The 18,597-nt window shown below is 35.0% G+C and carries 18 protein-coding genes and 1 pseudogene; 3 read left to right on the top strand and 16 right to left on the bottom strand.

The annotated features are described in order from the left end of the window. Position 1: 1 nt before the first annotated feature. The 4 genes from LCF45_RS11045 to gntK all read right to left on the bottom strand — a co-directional run bounded on the left by LCF45_RS11045 (position 2) and on the right by gntK (position 4,509). Positions 2–538 (bottom strand): NADPH-dependent FMN reductase, encoded by a 537-nt coding sequence (locus LCF45_RS11045; protein WP_002031805.1) that lies wholly within the window; start codon positions 536–538, stop codon positions 2–4. 153 nt (positions 539–691) lie between these two features. Then, positions 692–1,588: a phosphogluconate dehydrogenase (NAD(+)-dependent, decarboxylating) gene (gnd, locus tag LCF45_RS11040; protein ID WP_002127226.1), complete on the bottom strand. Its 897-nt coding sequence runs from the start codon at positions 1,586–1,588 to the stop codon at positions 692–694. A gap of 18 nt (positions 1,589–1,606) precedes the next feature. Then, positions 1,607–2,956 carry a GntP family permease gene (locus LCF45_RS11035; RefSeq protein WP_000260210.1) on the bottom strand — a complete coding sequence of 450 codons (1,350 nt, stop codon included), beginning with the start codon at positions 2,954–2,956 and terminating at the stop codon, positions 1,607–1,609. 14 nt (positions 2,957–2,970) lie between these two features. After that, positions 2,971–4,509, bottom strand: a complete 1,539-nt coding sequence (gene gntK, locus LCF45_RS11030) for a gluconokinase (protein WP_263894806.1) — start codon at positions 4,507–4,509, stop codon at positions 2,971–2,973. A gap of 394 nt (positions 4,510–4,903) precedes the next feature. Between gntK and LCF45_RS11025 the strand changes: the two genes are divergently transcribed. Both LCF45_RS11025 and LCF45_RS11020 read left to right on the top strand, forming a co-directional pair. Next, entirely contained in the window at positions 4,904–5,806 is a 903-nt protein-coding gene (locus tag LCF45_RS11025; RefSeq protein WP_002127222.1) for an ABC transporter permease subunit, read from the top strand. Continuing rightward, positions 5,803–6,822 carry an ABC transporter permease gene (locus tag LCF45_RS11020; RefSeq protein WP_002127221.1) on the top strand — a complete coding sequence of 340 codons (1,020 nt, stop codon included), beginning with the start codon at positions 5,803–5,805 and terminating at the stop codon, positions 6,820–6,822. The genes LCF45_RS11025 and LCF45_RS11020 overlap by 4 nt, the downstream gene beginning before the upstream one ends. 152 nt (positions 6,823–6,974) lie before the next feature. On the opposite strand, the gene adhP is transcribed toward LCF45_RS11020, so the two are convergent. The 5 genes from adhP to LCF45_RS10995 form a co-directional block, all read right to left on the bottom strand. After that, the gene (gene adhP / locus LCF45_RS11015) at positions 6,975–8,012 is read right to left on the bottom strand and encodes an alcohol dehydrogenase AdhP (RefSeq protein ID WP_263894805.1); all 1,038 of its coding nucleotides are present in this window, start codon (positions 8,010–8,012) and stop codon (positions 6,975–6,977) included. A gap of 380 nt (positions 8,013–8,392) precedes the next feature. Next, complete coding sequence (locus LCF45_RS11010; RefSeq protein WP_002012688.1) at positions 8,393–9,247, bottom strand: MurR/RpiR family transcriptional regulator; 855 nt, start codon at positions 9,245–9,247, stop codon at positions 8,393–8,395. Between the two features lie 287 nt (positions 9,248–9,534). Next, on the bottom strand, positions 9,535–10,170 hold the full coding sequence (locus LCF45_RS11005) for a response regulator (protein ID WP_263894804.1): 636 nt from the start codon (positions 10,168–10,170) through the stop codon (positions 9,535–9,537). 14 nt (positions 10,171–10,184) lie between these two features. Beyond that, positions 10,185–11,282 carry a GAF domain-containing sensor histidine kinase gene (locus tag LCF45_RS11000; protein WP_220089392.1) on the bottom strand — a complete coding sequence of 366 codons (1,098 nt, stop codon included), beginning with the start codon at positions 11,280–11,282 and terminating at the stop codon, positions 10,185–10,187. A gap of 172 nt (positions 11,283–11,454) precedes the next feature. After that, positions 11,455–12,348, bottom strand: a complete 894-nt coding sequence (locus LCF45_RS10995) for a mechanosensitive ion channel family protein (protein ID WP_002127215.1) — start codon at positions 12,346–12,348, stop codon at positions 11,455–11,457. A 287-nt stretch (positions 12,349–12,635) separates the two neighbouring features. On the opposite strand from LCF45_RS10995, the pseudogene LCF45_RS10990 reads away from it, so the two are divergent. Then, a pseudogene (locus tag LCF45_RS10990) lies at positions 12,636–12,755 on the top strand (DNA mismatch repair protein MutT); the annotation flags it as partial. Between the two features lie 35 nt (positions 12,756–12,790). Here LCF45_RS10990 and LCF45_RS10985 read toward each other — a convergent pair. The 7 genes from LCF45_RS10985 to LCF45_RS10955 form a co-directional block, all read right to left on the bottom strand. Next, a complete protein-coding gene (locus LCF45_RS10985) occupies positions 12,791–13,339 on the bottom strand; it encodes a cysteine hydrolase family protein (protein ID WP_078178585.1) in 549 nt (182 codons plus the stop codon). 236 nt (positions 13,340–13,575) lie between these two features. Further along, positions 13,576–13,758 carry a hypothetical protein gene (locus tag LCF45_RS10980; RefSeq protein ID WP_235713853.1) on the bottom strand — a complete coding sequence of 61 codons (183 nt, stop codon included), beginning with the start codon at positions 13,756–13,758 and terminating at the stop codon, positions 13,576–13,578. Positions 13,759–13,905: 147 nt separating this feature from the next. Next, positions 13,906–14,394, bottom strand: a complete 489-nt coding sequence (locus LCF45_RS10975) for a putative periplasmic lipoprotein (protein ID WP_078178586.1) — start codon at positions 14,392–14,394, stop codon at positions 13,906–13,908. Positions 14,395–14,654: 260 nt separating this feature from the next. Continuing rightward, positions 14,655–15,302, bottom strand: a complete 648-nt coding sequence (locus tag LCF45_RS10970) for a nitroreductase family protein (protein ID WP_002012699.1) — start codon at positions 15,300–15,302, stop codon at positions 14,655–14,657. A gap of 98 nt (positions 15,303–15,400) precedes the next feature. Next, positions 15,401–16,276, bottom strand: coding sequence for a D-amino-acid transaminase (gene dat, locus LCF45_RS10965; RefSeq protein WP_002165885.1), 876 nt, complete (start codon positions 16,274–16,276; stop codon positions 15,401–15,403). A 132-nt stretch (positions 16,277–16,408) separates the two neighbouring features. Further along, positions 16,409–17,371 (bottom strand): ABC transporter substrate-binding protein, encoded by a 963-nt coding sequence (locus LCF45_RS10960; protein ID WP_002127211.1) that lies wholly within the window; start codon positions 17,369–17,371, stop codon positions 16,409–16,411. 234 nt (positions 17,372–17,605) lie between these two features. After that, positions 17,606–18,592: an N-acetylmuramoyl-L-alanine amidase gene (locus tag LCF45_RS10955; protein WP_002127209.1), complete on the bottom strand. Its 987-nt coding sequence runs from the start codon at positions 18,590–18,592 to the stop codon at positions 17,606–17,608. Positions 18,593–18,597: the final 5 nt, after the last annotated feature.

The raw sequence follows: 18,597 nt of genomic DNA, 5'->3' as shown, positions 1-18,597 counted from the left end.
ATCACTCAACTCCTAATTGTTTTTTCACCTCTTTATATACGCTCATATATGCTTTTAATTCTTTAACTAAATCATGAATTAATGGTTTTGCATCTTCTCCAAGTTCACTATCTTGCACATGTAATCCATCAAGCACGACTTGTTTTGGAATTGCGTTTGCGTAAACGCCTCTAGCGACAGTGCGCATACTATTTAATGCGTTTATTCCCCCTTTACCTCCTCCAGCAACTGCTAGTAATGCGACAGGCTTATGGATGAATTCACTGCTACTTAAGTAATCTAACGAATTTTTCAGCGCTCCACTCATCGCATTATGATATTCCGGTGTACATAGTACTACTCCATCCGCAGCTTTCACTAAAGCTTTTAATTTTTTTACTGCCTCTAATTCACGTTGTGATTCTTCTCCATTATATAAAGGCAATTCCGCTACTGCTAAATCGTATAACTCCCCTTCAAATTGCTCTGCAATATATTTTGCCACAACGCGAGTTCTACCGAACTTTCTTGGTGTACCGTTAATAACGACTAGTTTCATAATTATTTCTCCCCTTTGTTTTCAAGTTACATTTATATATTATCAGAAATTTCTATACAAAACACAGTAAAAAGAGGGAAAAACTTTCATTAAATAGTATGAGAAATAAAAAAAACTCATACTTTCGTATGAGTTTCACAAAACTAATATTTCCTATTTTTTCACAACCTCATGTCCACCGAATTGATTACGAAGTGCAGAAACCACTTTTCCGTGGAATGTATCATCTTCTTGTGAACGGTAGCGCATAAATAATGACATAGCGATAACTGGTGCCGCTGCTTGTAATTCAAGCGCAGTTTCAACAGTCCATTTCCCTTCTCCTGAAGAGTTCATTACACCTTTAATGCCATCAAGTTTTGGATCATCTGCAAATGCTTTTTCAGTTAAGTCCATTAACCAACCACGGATAACTGATCCGTTCGCCCATACTTTTGCAACATCTTCATAATTGAAATCAAAATCACTTTTATCTAGTACTTCAAATCCTTCAGCGATTGCTTGCATCATTCCGTATTCAATACCGTTATGAACCATTTTTAAGAAATGCCCACTACCGACGCGACCTGCATATGAATAACCATTTTCTACTGCTAAATCTTTAAATAAAGGTTCTAGTTGATCATAAATTTCTTTTTCTCCACCAACCATTAAGCAAGCACCGTATCTAGCTCCTTCCACACCGCCTGATGTACCGATATCTACATAATGTAAACCAAAGCTTTTCGCTTCTTCAGCACGGCGTAACGTATCTTTATAGAATGAATTTCCGCCTTCAATAACGATATCGCCTTCCTCTAATAATGGATATACATCTTTTAGTACTGACTCGACAACTTCTCCTGCAGGTACCATTACCCAAATTGTACGAGGTGCTTCTAGTTCAGCAATCATTTCTTTTAACGTATGACGGGCAGTAATCCCTAATTCCCCTGCCTTTTCAACAAGCTCATTATTTACATCGTATACAACTACTTCATGCTTGTCTTCATGTAAGTGTTCAGCTAATGGGAATCCCATTTTTCCTAATCCAATTAAACCTAGTTTCATATTAATCAATCTCCCATTCTATACAAATATATTTAATAACGAAATTAGCCCAAGTGCTACAACAGATAATATTGTCTCCATTGCAGTCCATGTTAATAATGTTTCTTTCACAGTCATTCCGAAATACTCTTTAATCATCCAAAATCCTGAATCATTTACATGCGATAAAATTAATGACCCTGCTCCTGTTGCAAGTGCCAGTAACTCTACATTTACTCCTGGTGTACTTGCTGCAATCGGTGCTACAATTCCAGCTGCTGTCATCATAGAAACAGTAGCCGATCCCGTTGCAACTCGGATAAGTGCAGCAATTCCCCAACCTAATAATATCGGTGAAATATGCGATTCTTTCGCCATCTCCGCAATTGTAGTTCCGATCCCAGAATCTAATAACACTTTATTAAATGCGCCCCCTGCACCGATAACTAACAGTATGTTTGCAATCGGACCTAAGCAATCGTTTGTAAATTGTAAGACTTTGTCTTTAGAAAATCCTTTTGCATAGCCAAGACTAAAGAAAGAATATATCGTTGCAATTAATAATGCGACTATTGGATCTCCAATAAAGTGCAATACTTGTGCAAGTTGACTCGTTTTGCTTAACGCTACTTCCGCAATGGATGCACCAAGCATAAGAAATACTGGAAGTAAAATAGTAAACAATGTATTTCCGAAACTAGGAAGTTCCTTCTTCTTATCTCTTTCAATAAATTGCTCCGCTATTTCTAATGGTACTTCTTTATGTATACGAGCACCGATCCATTTCCCATAAAGCGGACCTGAAATTATTGCAGTTGGAAGTCCGACAATTAATGCATATAAAATTGTCTTCCCTACATCTGCTTTAAATATACCTACCGCTGCCATTGCTGCTGGATGCGGTGGAACAAGTCCGTGTACAACCGAAAGACCTGCTACTAGCGGAATTCCGATTGTAATAAGTGATACCCCTGTTTCTAACGCAATTGTAAATACTAACGGAATTAATAGTACAAATCCAACTTGGAAAAACACCGGAATCCCTACTAAAAATGCAACGAACATCATTGCCCAGTGAACACGCTTTTTCCCAAAACGTCCAATTAATGTGTTTGCAATTCGTTCAGCACCGCCAGACTCAGCCATCATTTTTCCAAGCATTGTTCCTAAAGCTAAAACAATCGCTAAAAACCCTAACGTATTACCAAGACCTAATTTAATAGAATCGATAATCCCCGGATGTTGTGGTGAAGTTCCAATTAAGGGCATCCCCATTGCTAGCCCAACTCCGATTGCTGTTAAAATTAACGCGACAAATGGATGCCATTTTACTACCGTAATTAGTAAAAGTAATATAACAACAGCCGCTAGTACGATCCCAACTACCATTTCTCCCAATCCCCCTATTGTTTACGTTGGAAAGCAGCTATACAATCAAATTCTTCTTTCAAACGATTGTAAAGTCGTTCATACATATAAAACAGCTCTAAATATAAAGCCGTATTTTCTTTATTCGGTACATGGTGATGGACAATATCAATCCAATCCTTCACCTCTTCAAGAGAATCAATTTTCCCAATTGCATACAAAGCAAGTGCTGCTGCCCCAAGCGCAGATGCTTCATGACTTTCTGGAACAAGCAATTCTTTCCCCATCATGTCAGATAACATTTGTCTCCAAAATGCAGATTTCGCAAAGCCACCTGAAACACGTATTTCAGTAAGTGGCCCTGTACAATCTCGAATGGCAAGTGCTACTGAATACACACTCATACAAACACCTTCCATAACTGCACGTATGAAATGTTCACGTTTATGCTGAAGGTTTATCCCGAAGAATGTACCTCGAGCATTTGCATTCCAGTAGGGTGCACGTTCTCCAGATAGAAACGGTAAAAATAGTAATCCATCTGCTCCAGCTGGTACACTTTCTGCATACTTAATTAATAAATCATAAGGATCAATTCCAAGCTTTCTTGCTACCTCTTGCTCTGGGCTACCAAATTCATCACGTAACCATCTAAGTAATATTCCGCCGTTATTCGTTGGTCCGCCGATCACCCAGTGCTCATCTGTTAATGCGTAACAAAACGTTCTTCCCTTTTCATCTGTATTGACATTTGATGAAATTGTTCGAACTGCACCACTTGTTCCAATCGTAATTGCAGCTGAACCAGGCGATATTGCACCGACACCTACATTTGCAAGAACACCATCACTCGCACCAATAACAACTGGAGTATCTTCATGAATGCCCATCTTTTGTGCTAATTCCGGTTTCATTCCCGATAAAATATATGTAGTTGGTACAGGTGTTGATAATTGTTCTGGTGACATATTTAACATAGTTAAAACATCTTCATCCCAGTTTAATGTTTCTAAATTAAATAACCCAGTAGCTGATGCAATTGAATGATCAACTACATAGCGTGAGAATAATTGATAAATGACATACTCTTTAATGGAAATAAATTTATACGCAGTTATGAATAACTCCGTTTCTTCTTCTTTCATCCACAGTAATTTAGAAAGTGGTGACATCGGATGAATCGGTGTACCAGTTCTTCTATAAATGTCATGACCATTCATTTGTTGTAATAGTTTTTCTGATTGCTTTGTGCTTCTATTATCTGCCCAAATAATAGAGCGCGTTAACGGCGCACCGTTTTCATCTACTGCAATTAAGGCGTGCATTGCTGTACTAATACCGATTGAAGAAATATCTTCCGGTGACACATTACACTTTTCGATGGCAACGCTTACAGTTTTATATACAGCAGCACATATTACATCAGGATCTTGCTCAGCCCATCCGACCTTCGGTTGAATAATTGGATAATCAATTGCATGTGAAGCAACGACTTTTCCTTTTTCAGTGAATACAACCGTTTTCGTACTTGTGGTACCGATGTCAACCCCGATTACTCTCCCCCTTGTTTCCATGCGAACCTTCCCTTCGTTTCTAGCAAAATACGATCTAGTAAACCGTTTACATGAATTAGTATATAAAATATTTTTTCATAAATCAAGTTATGAAAAGAAAATTTTTTTCAAACCAAAATGTACCTCTCATCTTCTTAATCATTCTCTTTATCTTTTTTAAATAACCTTTTTAATTTATCAAACATTCTTTCCCCTCCACCTAAAGATAATAATATATAAGTTCTCGTTTTCTTAGCTTGATGGACATAGGGCGTGGCTCCCTACTATCACTTTTTTACCTTGTAAATATATGTCCCATACTATAAAATCTAATAGTATTTATATTTTTCTGAAAAATCAAAACAAAAGATAAATTTTATTGTATAATGTTGTAAAAAGATGTCGGAGGGATTTAATGTTATATAAAATATCTCAATTCACAATAAAACTTTCATCAATTCTTTTATCACTCTTACTATTACTAAATTTACCTTATTTATTTATCACTCAACAGGGATTCACTTTTCAACCAATTCATTTTTTTAATCAGATCGTTACTATGTTAAAACAGGTTTTCTCCCCTGAATCATTAGTAGTTATAGGATCAGACCCGAAATTTGGTCATTTCAAAAAGACACCATTATTTCCAACTGTTTTAGAACCCTACCTATATTCATTTACTGTATTATTTATAGCCTTTTTGCTTGCACTCTTTCTATCATCTAGTATGGCATTTTTTTATTTTTTAGCAAAAGATTATATAAAAAAATGGATAAACCGAATTGTGTTCATATTAGAAGCTGTCCCTGATATGATGATGATGATTTGTTTGCAAATATTTTTCATATGGGTACTTCAGAAATTCGGGGAATCTCCTGTCACCATTATTTCTTTTAATGAAAATCGAGCTTATTTACTCCCTATTTTATCTTTAGCAGTCTTACCTACATTACAAATGTTTCGGATGATGGTGTTATACATAAAAGAAGAACATGAAAAACATTACGTAGAGGTTGCATATGGAAAAGGACTTTCATCAAGTTATATACTATGCATTCATTTATTCAAAAATATATCTATCCACTTCTTTCACCATTTAAAAACGATTTTTGTTTTCTTACTTTCTAACTTATTCATTTTAGAATTTGTTTTTAATATGGAAGGCATTATTCAATTTTTATTTAAGAAGGCGTTTATATCACCTCCAGCTGCATTTATCATACTTGTTATGATTATTTTACCGTTTTATGCCATTTTTCAAATAATCTCATTCATGATGAATAGATGGCAAAAGCAATTGAAAGGAGCAGCATTATGAAATCTATTTGGAAATCAAAACGATTTTTAATCGGGTTTACTTATCTATTCATACTTGTTTCAGCTAGTTTTATTTATAGTTGGTTCTTTAAAGATAACATCCCAAAACCTCCTCAGTTACTTTACAATGACAATAACGAATTACTTGGAAAGGCCCCCTTTTCGCCATCGTTAATGCCACCTTTTGGATCTGATCGTTTTGGAGAGTCTGTTTTCTTACAAATTGTAGAAGGAGCAAAATTCACCATTTTATTAGCCGTGGCAATTAGCTTCTTTCGAATTTTATGCGGAACATGTATAGGAATCCTCTTAAGTTTATACGCTCCAAGATTCAAGAGATTTTTCCAGGCATGCTCAGAAGTTTTTTATTATATCCCAACTCTATTTATCGCATTCATACTCATCACGCCCGTTAATATTGTAATTACATCAAATGCTGATAGATTAGATCCAAATATTTCATTTACGTTTTATCAAGTTCTCGTACTTATTTTCGTCGCTCTACCTACACTTTCTTTATATATCTCCTCTGAGGTTGATGAATTTATGAAACGAGATTACATTTTAAGTTCACAATTACTGGGTGCTAGCCGTTTTCATATTATCAAAAAACATTTACGAGTCTTATTACTTGATCGCTTATTTGTGTTATTCATGGAACATATCGTCCAAGCACTCATACTCGTTATCCATTTAGCGTTGCTTAACATTGTAATTGGCGGGATACAAATGCGGGAACTCTATGATGGAGTACCCAAACCTGTTTCTCTATCTAATGATTGGGCAGGTCTTATTGGATTAAATCGTTATGAAATGCATCTTTCATGGTGGATTATTTTTTATACTCTCGTTTCATTCTTTATTACGATTCTTTTTATTAAGCTTATGACAATCGGGATTCAAGATGCACTGAAAGCAAGAGATTCGCAAGTTGTAGCAATTCAAACCGTTCCAGATCATAAAAAATTTGTTAAAAATAAAGATTCTTTTTCGTTTGCAAATAAAGTGAACTTTTAATCATGTCTCATCAATCAAGTATTAATTGGCATTGATATTAGTAGAATATAAAAAAGATGATCCCTATTGAATACGAGGGATCATCTTTTTTATGCCGTCTAACTTTTTTACATATCCTTTGCTAGACTCATGCTTTTTATATTTAAAATGAATTATTTACAATCACAATTATGCTGTTTAAAATCGATTACCATACGTCCTTGAATTCTACCTTGTTCCATTTCTTCGAATACATTTTGTACTTTATCTAGAGAACACGTTTGAACAACTGGCACTACTTTTCCTTCTGCGCCGAACATAAATGCCTCCTCCAGATCCTTACGAGTACCAACTAGAGAACCAACTACTTCAATCCCGTCTAATACAAGTCGTGGAATGTTTAAATCCATAGTTTCTACTGGTAAACCTACCGCAACTACTTTACCGCAAGCACGTACTGCATCAACTGCTGAGTTGAATGCTACTTTAGAAACTGCTGTTACTACAGCAGCATAAGCACCACCAAACTCCTCTTGCACAATTTTATCAGCAGGACCTTGAGAAATCGGATTGATAGTCATATCAGCACCAACTTCTTTTGCTAAGGCTAATTTGTCGTCATTGATATCTACTGCAATTACCTTTGCACCAAATACGTTTTTAGCATATTGAATAGCTAGGTTACCTAATCCACCACAACCATAGATTACGAAAGGTTGACCAGGTTTAATGTCTGATACTTTTATAGCTTTATATGTAGTTACGCCCGCACATGTGATTGATGATGCTTGAGCAGGATCTAATCCTTCTGGTACCTTCACCGCATAATCAGCTGTAACAATACATTGTTCAGCCATACCACCATCTACTGAATAACCAGCATTTTTCACTTCACGGCAGAATGTTTCTCTCCCCGTTACGCAATATTCACAACGTCCACAAGATTGGAACATCCATGCAATACTTACACGGTCACCTATCTTTAGTGAAGTAACATCATCAGCAATTTTAGTAACAATACCTACACCCTCATGACCAAGGATGCGGCCATCGGTGTTTCCAAAATCATGATTCGCAACGTGTAAATCAGTGTGGCAAACTCCACAATACTCTACATCTACTAGCGCTTCACCCGAGTGTAACGGACGTAATTCTTTTTCAATAACTTCAATATTTGCTTTGCTGTTTTTATTAACTACTACTGCTTTCATATGTGATCTCCCCTTTAGTGTTTTAGAGTTTTAATGAGTTTATCTCACAACTACTGTCCTCACTATTTTGGCTAATTATTGTACCAAATTTAAGTGTTCAATCATCATTACAGGTTCATCATAACATGGAATTTCATAAGCTTATTGTAAAACATTGAACAATATTTGAATTATTACCCAATACGTATTTTGATGTATCAAGCTACTTGTTAAATTTCATATGCAAAATATCGAGGTTTAAAAAATGAATGGTCTAAAAGATGAGAGATTATTATTATAGGTAATTGGCATACTTCTATAGACACTTAGAACAAGTAGATCTAGAGGGTATATCAACAGACTACTCGCCAATATAAAAAGCTCTTCATTTGAAGAGCCCTTTATATTCGCTTCATCGAAATAGTTTCACGTATACTTTGTAAATTTTGTAGTGTTTCCTCTTGTCGCTGCAATGACAATCCCACATACAAAGTATCTAATAAACTAAGCTGCGCTAATCGTGACGAACTTGCTTCTGTACGAAATTCTGTCTCACGCGTCGAAGTATATAATGTTATATGAGCAAGTTGGCTTAATGCCGATTTTTGATAGCTCGTAATCGCAATAATTTTGGCCCCTCTTGCTTTCGCTACTTCTAACGCTTCAAGTAAACCTTTATTACTGCCTGAATGAGAAATTGCAATGACCACCGCTTCTTTTGTCAACAAGCCAGCTCCCATAATTTGGAAATGTGAATCCGTATGAGCAATACAAGAAATACCCGTTCTCATAAACTTATGATAAGCATCCATCGCAATAATACCTGAACCACCATTTCCATAAAACTCAATTCGTTTCGCTTCATTCAGCGCACTTACTGCCTGTTCCAACGCGTTATCGTTTAACAAATGTAATGTATCTTGCAGTCCTGTAATATGTGAATGAAAAACTTTTTTAGCAACAGTGACAATATTATCTTCTACCGATACTTCCTCATGAATATTTTGCATCGGGGTATGTACAATCTCACGAGCTAATGTAATTTTCAAGTCTTGGAACCCTTGAAAACCTAAGTGTTTGCATAAGCGGAATATCGTTGCTTCGGAACTATTCGTAACTTCCGCTAATTCCGTAATCGATTTATGTACAACATCTTGTGGATGTTTCAAAATATGTTCGGCAATACTTCGTAATTTCGGTGATAAACCATTTAACGAAGCCTGAATCTTTCCAATCCCACTTTTTGTACCAGGCATAGCGTATCTTCCCCTTCCATAGTAGCTTTATCCCGTATTAACGGGCAGTAAGACTCCCACCTCAAAATTCGATGAATGCAAGGGAGTTAGGTGGGAGATCAACTGCCCGTAAAAACCCGATTGGTTCAACTAATAATCAGTGGGGATGGCCCCCCCCACTGATTAAAGTTTCACTTTATTGTACCTAATTATTGAAAGAAGAAAAACCTTTATTCGGCATCTCTATACATTTTATTTGCTCCTATGTATTCTACCGTAACATATGACACAATTATTCATACTTATTTCTAGTTTTCCCCATGCTTTACTGCGTATAAGGCAGCTTGTGTACGATCATCTACTTCCAATTTAGCCAATACGTTAGAAACGTGTGTTTTCACAGTTTGTTCTGTAATATGAAGTTCTGCTGCAATCTCCTTATTGCTTCTTCCCTTCGCAATTTCACGAAGTACTTCTTGCTCCCTTTTTGTTAACATAGAAAAAGGATTCTCTTTTTCTTTCTTGACTGCTGATCGTCCTAATAGTGCTGGTGTTACTTTCGGGTGAAAATTTGCATTTCCTTGATATACCGCAACGATTGACGCAACGAGTTGATCTGGCTGCACTTCTTTTAATTGATAACCATCTGCCCCAGCTTCTAATGCTGGTAAAACGTAATCTTGTTCTGAAAAACTACTGAGCATAAGAATTTTTATTTTCTCATCGTATTGTTTTATACGTTTTGTCGCTTCAATACCATCCATTTTCGGCATTGATAAATCCATTAATACTACATCTGGCCTTTCTGCTTGGACGAATGTTAATGCTTCTTCACCATTTGCTGCTTCCCCAATAATTTCAAATTCTTCTCTCGTCTTCAAAAAGAATACGAGTCCCCTTCGAACGATATGATGATCTTCTACAAGTAATAATTTAATTTTCACTGACGTTCTCCCTCTCAAACCGGTAATTGAATTTCTATCTTTGTCCCCTTTTCCGGTTCTGCTTTTATTCGGAAAATTCCCCTCATTAATTCAATTCGTTCTTTCATGCTTTTCAAGCCAAGTGCTGACTCTCTTACTTGATCCTGTATAAATCCTATTCCGTTATCTTCTATGTAAAAATGCAACTTATTATTTTCTATCCTTAAATGAACACATACTTTTTCACATGAGGCATGTTTTTTACAATTATGTAATGCCTCTTGGCTTATACGCCATAAAACTTCTTCTATTTCATCTTCAATTAAAACCATTCCATCAATTCGAACTTCCACTTGAATCCCTAACAGTTTTCCGTAATTTTGAATCGCTTCTGCTAAACCTTTCTCTAATCCTTCAGGCCTTAATTGCCAAATCAAAAGTGTCATCTCTTGTAATGCTTCCTGTGATAATTCTCCAATATAACTTAACATCTCTTGCAAGTCTCTATCCTTCGTCATATTTAGAGTCCCTTTCGCTGTTAGCATAATTGAAAATAACAATTGTTTAACAGAATCATGTAAATCACGAGCCAATCGATTTCTTTCAGCTACAACTACATATTTTCGTTCTTTCTCAACTAATTGAATACGTTGTATTGTCGTTCCAATTTGAAATGCAATCGCTTCTAATAACGCTAACTCCTCCTCTGAAAAATGTGTTTTATGAGGCGAGGCTACATTTAATAGACCAAATTTCTCTGATCCAGATCTTAGCGGGATTGTCGCATGATGTGTAACATCTTCTGTCTCGCCCCAATTACATTCAATCGCATCCTCTATTCGTTTACATTCAATAATATTTGTTGCTTTTTCCAATCTTCCATTCACAAAACGTTCTACACACCAACAATCGCCTTCACACATCGGCTTCTTTTCCTGCCACGTAAGAGCTGGGGGTAAGTTTTGGTCTACAAGCATACGATGCTTTCCACTTTCATCAATAAAGAATATCCACCCTGTTTGTAAATTCATAACTTGTAATAATGTATGTAATACTTTTCCTAACATTTCCTGTAAGTTTGTTGCTTCATTTAGTAACTCAGCAATTTCTTTTAATGCCTCTAAACGATGCATCTCTTTTTCATCTATGTTCATTCTCATCACCAACTACCATTATAACATTAAGAAATTTCAAAATACTACAAACAAAAAAGAACCGAATTCCTTCAGCTCTTTTTTCGGAGATATCCCATACAGTTCATTCAAATCTAAATTCTAAACCAAAACAGAAATTAGCTAGTTTTCATTAACTGTCTGATAAAGATTGTCCCACATGGATATTCTGTAAACTTTCAGTGTTAACGAACATATTCGCTGCTGGCATTTGCACTTGATTTTTATGAAAAATAGACATTAATTCAAATCTTACTTGTCTAGAAGTTTCAAAATAATCTTCCGGTTTAATCAAACCTGTAATACAAAATTCATATCCAACATATTTAAGATTAGGATTTAAGTCTGTAACTCCAACATATTTAAATGGTTCAACAGCTTCATCATCTACTCTATAAAGACCTTGATCCAATTTTTCATTACAAATAACACACACTTCTTCTAACAATTCCTTAACTCTTGTAGGATCTTCCTGATAACTTACCGTGATGCGTTCAATAACTCGCATCCATCCTTTATTAAAATTTTGTATCGTTCTAATCTCTCCGTGTGGTATGGTAAGGAGTTTTCCTGACCATTCACGAATTTGCATAAAACGAATACTAATTTCCTCAATGGTTCCTGAATTTGTTCCGTTAAAAGTAACAAAATCGCCAACACGGAACTCTTTGTCCGCTAATCTTGCAAAGCCTAATATTACATCTTTTAGCATCTGTTGTGCAGCAAAACCGATGACAACTCCCGCTATCCCTGCACCTGCAATAATACTTTTTATATCTACAAATTGACTAATTAAATATATGATAAGACTGATGATAATGATATACCTAAAAATAGATCGAATTACACTTTGAATTGTCTGCTCTACCTCTTCATCAAAAAAGCTTGATTTTCTAAAAAACCAATCAATAATGCGATTTATAACAAAAGAAATAATGATAAGAACTAAAGCAAATAGTAAAAACCTTAAAAGTAAAAATTCCCTTACATAATTAAAAAACTCTTCAGTATACGTTAATAAACTCATCCATCCACTTCCTTACTAATAAAAATTTCATACAAAGCTACTATATTTTAAATACGCATTTATCATCTCAACACTTGTTTTCGAAACATCTTTTATCCTGATCTTAAATCGTACTTTCTTAACTATGTATTTGTATTCATTGTTCATCTTCAACAATATAACCCTTTAATGAATCTTTCAACTTCAGATGTTCTTTTCTATTTACTATAACCCTTTTTAATCCTCTAAAGGGATATTACAATAGAATTTTTTATAAACGACTTTCTTTTAAGTCCGCAATACTCACCTCGTTAAAAGCAGACGAAGCTAAATCATTACATGTACAATTTTTTGATTTAAATGGGCTACCAGAAAAGATTAGCCCGTTCATTAAAAAGTTAATTCAACAGCAAGTCGTCTCTATTTAAATGTGAAAAAGAGACCTTTTGAAGGCCTCTTTTTTTCACTTCACTTCTGCATTTAAACAAGATTTAAAATGTCCAAGTGCATACTCATGTCCTTGCGCATTAAAAGATGCAACTGCCTTTTCATATACAACAATTTTAAATCCTTTATTATAAGCATCTACTGCCGTATGAAGAACACAAATATCTGTGCATACACCTACAAGATGAACTTCTTCTATTCCTCTTTCTCTTAGCTTCATTTCTAGATCTGTTCCTGCAAAAGCACTGTAACGTGTTTTGTCCATATAGTATACATTCTCTGCATTTTTATATTTATCGTATACATCTTGTAATTCACCAAATAAGTCTCTTCCATTTGTACCTGCTATATTATGAGGCGGAAACAATTTCGCTTCTGGATGATATACATCATTGTCTTCATGTTTATCGATCGCAAATACTACGTAATCACCTTTTTCAATAAATTGTTTCGTTACACTTACAAGTTCCTTCTCAATTTCTTGACCTGGTTTCCCGCATGTTAAAGCACCTTTTTCAGCTACAAAATCATATGTATAATCAATATTTATAAGAGCTCTTTTCATAACTACAATCTCTCCTTCTTCTGTTTCACAGTAAACAATAGAAAATTTGTTATTACGACATCGTATGTACTATTCGACATTTCAAATGAAATCCCTACATTTCCAACTCAATACTTACCTTAATCCGAGTTTATCATAAAGCGTAACTTTAATCATAGGGGGGTATTATCCTTCACTAATCGGGCTTTTACGGGCAAGTTGATCTCCCACCTAACTTCCTCGCATGTGCCGAATTTTTAGGTGGGGTTCTTATTGTCCGTTAAGGCGGGATAAAACCGATACACAATGACAAAACATACAGCTCCAATTAACAAGTCATGAATGTGATAATTGAGCGTAACTTCAACCGCCTCTTGTAAAGTAAACCAAATGACCGAAAACATTATAATAAATAAGAAAATACGAATAACTCGTTTCAAACTTTCAATCCCTTCCTCTTACATGATAGTAAAGAATAAGTTCTTTCTATTCATTCGTACTAGAAAGTGAAACAAATTATTCTCAATGACATAATTCAATCCAAACTAAAAAGTACACTACTTTTGAGTAATGTACTTTTTTCCATATTAAGACGCAGGCTTCGTTTCAAACATCGCTTGATTCAAGCTAATGACTTTTCCTTTTGGGTCATTGTTTTCAAACTGAGCTGCGGTAATCGTATGACTACCTGTCTCAAGCGTCTTTTCTTTTAATTGTACTGTTGTCTGTGTTGTACTAGTTACTTGATGTTTATCTGCAAATATTTGATCTACAAATACAAATGTTTCTTTATCGTTTTGAAAATTGGAAAGTTCTAATTCGACTTGCTGAATTAAAGTATCCTTTTTTATGAATACAGTTGGTATATTGCCATTTTCAGAAGTACCATCTGGAGTAGTTACTTTTACTTTCCCTTCTCCGATTGGCACTGCTCCTTCAGGAAATACGACCATATTCTCATCACTTGCATTTACAACTTGTTCTTCCTGGTTTGACTGTGCATCCTCTTTTTCCTTTGGAGTACCACAGCCTACTAATAACAATACAGACAATCCAGCGATTATGAATTTCTTCAAAATTCATTCCCCCTGTTATTTCATTATAATTTATTATACAAAAATAACTTCTTGATTTTAAAACTAGTTTTTAACACTTTCATGAACAAATATTAGCTTGCTCACGATTACTGTACCATACTTTCATTTTAAGAACATTAATTTTTTTAAAGAAATAAATAGTAATTCTACTCTATTCATCATTTTAGCCCAATTTACTAAAAAAATATCCATTCAAAATAAAAAGACATTGTCATTTCAATGTCTTTTCTACATAACATTTAGAAAATAAATGTTGTAATCTCATCAACTTCTTTTCGCGAAAGTTTCTTCGGCTTATCTTTCGGAAACCCGAGTGAAATTACCATATTAATTTGTTTTTGAGGCTCAATTTGTAAATATTGTCGCAGTTCATCTTGAGCTAATAATACAGGTCCTGTCATTGGACAGGTACCTAGTCCTCTCGCATGGGCAGCCAACATTAAGTTTTGTGCTGCTAAACAGCTACTCTTAATTCCTTCCTCTTCCCATACTGAATCAGGAACGAAGGCAATTGGATCAAATATCTTTTCACGAAACTTTGATTCATATGGTGTTGCCAAACATACGATTAATACTGGCGCCTCAGAGAAAGCTGTCGCATATGGACCGAAAGAACGTGTAAGTAATTTCCCTGCTTTCTCTTCTCCATTTTCTGCTGCTTTTGCCGCAAGTTTATGTAATGCATCCCATGTCATTTGTTCAATTTCTTTAATTTTCTCTCTGTTCATAATGACCAAGAACTCCCACGTTTGTGAGTTCGTATCACTCGGTGCATAACGAGCACAATCAATAATTTCTTTTATATCACTAGTGGATACTTCTTGTTCTGTAAACTTTCTAACACTTCGTCTACCGTGAATTACTTCTTTAAAATCTTCATAATTCATATATTAAATCCCCTTTTTACAGCGTTTTCAAAACTTGTCCTATGGTTGAATTATATCATGAAAAAAAGCTGGGGGAATACCAGCTTTTTCCCTCATTATTAATTTGTCACTTTAAACAAACTAATACTTTCTTCATATGCAGCTTGTAGTTTTTTCGTAATTGGTCCTCTTTCTCCGCTTCCAAACTTCTCATCACCAATTTGAACAACAGGGAATATTTCAAGTGGTGTCGCTGTAAAGAAACATTCGTCAGCCTCGTATACTTCTTGCAATGAGAATTCACGCTCTTCTACTTCAATATGTAAAGCTTTCGCTAATGTAATAACGTAGTGACGAGTAATGCCATGTAGAATGAAATTATCGGCCGGATGTGTAATTAATTTATTATTTTTCACCATAAAGAAATTCGAATGACACCCTTCTGTTACAACTCCATCTCGTACTAATATCGCTTCTTGATACCCTTGCTCGTTTATTTTATTTTTAATCATGATATTAGGTAGAAGGTTTAAAGATTTTATATGACAGAACTTCCAGCGTATATCCTCTTCTACAGTAACCTTTATTCCTTGTTCCATAGTAGCGGTAGGTCTTGGAAACAAAACAATATTCGCAAAATATGTTGGCTGTAAATCTTTTTCATACACATGATTTCGAGCTTGAGCTCCACGTGATATTTGAAGATACACATTCCCATCCTCTTGAAATTGATTTCTTTCAATCATTTGATGAAGTTCTTCAACTAACTCTTCCTTTGTAAACGGCGGAACAATATTTATTTCCCTCATAGATTTAAAAAAGCGTTCCAAATGTAAGTCTAATAAATGAGGCTTCCCATCGTATAGCCTAAATACTTCATATATGCCATCACCAAATTGGAGTCCTCGCTCTTCCAACGCAACCATCGGCTGTTCTTCTTTCGTATTTACAATTCTTCCGTTAAACAAAATCCAATCTTTATGAGTAGCTTTCATTCCTTTCCACTCCTTTATTCCATGATTGGTTTTATTGTACAACTTATCCACACTTAAAAGAAGGAATTTTCTGTATTTAACTAAACAAAAAAAGTACATCACCTATTTAAAGTGATGCACTCAACCATTCATTTATTTCAAAAAATATTTTTCAATATCATCTAGCATTAAGTTTGCAGCTTTAATACCGCCTGCTGTATTCCAAATTACTTCATCCACTTGGAATACTTTATTGTCTTTAGAAGCCTGCAGCTGCTTAAAGAGTGGGTCTTCTGTCCATTCTTTTGCTAACGTGGTTCCTTCGTTATTCTTATCCGCATCTTTATCAGATGTGAAGTAGAATATGTAGTCCCCATCCATATTCGGAATTTGCTCTTTTGTAATTCCTTTTATCGCAAACTCATCTTTATCTTGTAGTGGTGGTCGCTTAAATCCAATATCATTTAAAACAGCACCTGAGAATGAGTTTTTCTGATAAATACGAACGTCACCTGGTACGAAGCGAATAATAGAAACTTTAGAATTCAATTTATCTCCTAACTTCTCTTTCATTCCTTCAATACGTTTTTTATAATCTTCAAGAGCCTTTTGCCCTTCTTTTTCTTTATTTACAGCTTTTGTATAGAGTGTAAAGTTTTCTTTCCAATCCCCGCGCAATGTTTCAGCGTACACAGTTGGCGCTATTTCGTTCAATTGCTCATATATTTTTTCATGACGCATTTTATTCCCGATAATTAAATCTGGCTTAAGCTTCATAACTGCCTCTAAATTAATATCACGCTCAGTACCTACAACTTTCGTATCTTTTAAATCTTTCGCTAAATGAGGATACCATTCATCACCAGCACGTGGTTTTGTAGTTCCAACTGGTGTTACTCCGACAGCTAAAAGCGCCTCCGCACCCTCATTTGTTAAAACAACTACTTTTTTAGGTGTACCATTTACTGTTGTTTCACCCATTGCATGCTTTACAGTATACGAATCTTTTGCTTTAGCCGATGTATCATTTTCTTTTTTCTCTTCTTTGCTACACCCTGCGATTATTACCATAAGTATCATAATGCAGAACATAAATATTTTTTTACTATGTACCATATGTCCTCCCTAGATGAAATCGATTATCATTAACAATTAAAGATTAATGTATATTACATACATTGTCAATGTATATCAGAAAACTTTTTCAATATATACATTTTAGATTCTATCCGCTATTCAAATGTTTATTTTTAAAATAAAGTGTATAAGTATGAAAATAATAAACGTTCTTAAAATGCGTATCTACGTTATACATAAATACGCATTCGTATTACATTATAAACTCATTTCCTAATATTGATTATATTTAATATATGATGGATCATTATACACCCATTGATTTCCACCAAGGTTCAACCAACCGTTTTGATTAATATATACTAAATAAGATTCTGGATTATTTAATTTACGAATAACTGAAGAAGATGTTGATGGACCACTTCTTAAGTTCACATTCGTTCCTTGTATATAAGCGACACCAATTGGACTTCCATCACTATTGCTCGTCTTTACAAAATTAATGTACGAAGGGTCATTATACACCCATTGTCCATTTCCTAAGTCTAACCATCCGTTACTTTCCTGATATACGACATACGATTCTGGGGCGTTTAGTTGACGAATAACTGAAGAAGACGTTGATGGGCCACTTCTTAAATTCACATTTTTCCCAAGTATATAGGCAATCCCCTTCGTTTGTGGTGTTGGTTGTGGATTTGGAGGATTCGGATTTGGAGCTACTCCAAAAATAGCTGCTATTCCGTTTGCATACGCTTGGCTTAGATCTTCGATAAATTGTGGATTTTTCAATAAATTAGCATCAAACGTTGTATCAATAAAGGCAGTCTCTGTTAAAATTGCATCCATTGCAGTCTCTCTTAGTACCGCATAATTTGCTTTTTTGGCTCCTCGGTCACGAAGACCGTATTTTGTTAATACAGGATTGACTGCTGCATGCATTTTTTGTTGCTTTTCATATGCGGAACTACTATTAGATAGCGCGTTGTAAATATAACTTTCAAATCCAGTTCCACCGCCACTATTAATGTGAAATGAGATAAAATAATCTGCACCAAATGAATTAGCAATATTAGCACGTTCTGATAAAGAGATAAACACATCACTATCACGTGTCATTTTAATATTGATTGGATAATTTGCAGATAAAATATCTCGCACACGTCTAGCAATTTGAAGTGTTAACTCTTTTTCCACTAACCCATTACCAACAGCACCAGAATCATATCCACCATGCCCTGCGTCTATAACAAGTTTCATATATC

It is taken from the genome of Bacillus sp. 41-22 (assembly GCF_025809295.1).
Taxonomy (GTDB): Bacteria; Bacillota; Bacilli; order Bacillales; family Bacillaceae_G; genus Bacillus_A; species Bacillus_A mycoides.
This window is presented reverse-complemented; position numbering and strand designations above follow the sequence as displayed.